We start from the raw sequence: 1,132 nt of genomic DNA, 5'->3' as shown, positions 1-1,132 counted from the left end.
CGTTCTGTTAAGTTATATGAACATTGCTCTTCTCAACACTAGAAAATATAATAAGTTTGACTAGAACCAATTATCCCCCTAGAAAAGGAGAGAAGAACAATGAACAAAACTAAAGTAAAATGTCCTCGCTGTCACTCTGACCAACTATATAAGTTTGGTTTGGATAAGCAGGCTAACCAAAAATATCAATGTAAGAACTGCAAACGCCAATTCGCTCCTGACTCTGTCAGCATGCCGAAGAAATCAAAATACCCCACGTGTCCTAAATGTGGTAAATCTACATTCTTACATCATTCTTATAAGCACTATAATCGATATAAATGTGGCAATAAAAAATGTAATCATGTAATTGTACATCATCATAATTTAAATATTGATGATGCATCTAGTGAAAAGCTAACCGGCTCCCTTTCTATGAAAGGAATGCGCTTTCCGTTACATATTATTCTTACAGCATTGACATTATATTTCTTAAATAATACATCAACACGAGCTATTGCACATTTCCTACATACAACAGCAAATATAAAAGTATCCCATGTAACCATAGCGAGTTGGGCTCATAAATTTGCACCATTCTTCAATCTGAAAGCTGATTCCTTTAAAGATCAGTTAAATCTTCAATCTGACGATTGGCACGCTGATGAAACTGTTGTATTTATAAATGGCGAAAAGTATTATCTATGGCTTGCTATAGACTCAGAAACACGCTTCATATTAGCATTTCATCTTACGAAATCACGTAGTGAAGATTCTGCTTTTACTCTAATTAATCAAGCTAAAAAGTTTGGTGAACCTAGTAATTTCATTACTGATAGATTGCCTTCATATAATCAAGCTGTAGCTAAAGTTTTGCCAAATACTAAGCATATTCCTGTAGCACCAATGTCCAGTGATACAAGTAATAATCTTATAGAATCTTTCAATAAAACTTTTAAAGCTTGGTATAAAGCTAAAAAAGGCTTTAATTCATTCGAGAAAGCTAATAACTTAATATCTGTATTTATCTTTCACTATAACTTTATAAGACCTCATGGATCATTAAACAATCATACTCCAGCTGAAGTTGCCGGCTTCGCTAGCGATAGCAAATCTAAACATTCTTGGTTTGTTGCTGCTTAATTTAGTTAAT

General features: G+C 33.3%; 1 protein-coding gene. It reads left to right on the top strand.

Translation table 11 applies throughout. The features are described 5' to 3' along the window. Nucleotides 1–99 precede the first annotated feature (99 nt). Nucleotides 100–1,122, top strand: coding sequence for an IS6 family transposase (locus BN2920_RS00085; protein ID WP_058293044.1), 1,023 nt, complete (start codon nucleotides 100–102; stop codon nucleotides 1,120–1,122). Nucleotides 1,123–1,132 lie beyond the last annotated feature (10 nt).

Origin of the sequence: Clostridium neonatale (genome assembly GCF_001458595.1) — a bacterium.
In the GTDB taxonomy this organism is placed as follows: Bacteria; Bacillota; Clostridia; order Clostridiales; family Clostridiaceae; genus Clostridium; species Clostridium neonatale.
This window is presented reverse-complemented; position numbering and strand designations above follow the sequence as displayed.

Excerpts from the sequence above, each read along its gene's own strand:
- BN2920_RS00085 (WP_058293044.1), top strand. The coding sequence starts at position 100 with ATGAACAAAACTAAAGTAAAATGTCCTCGCTGTCACTCTGACCAACTA.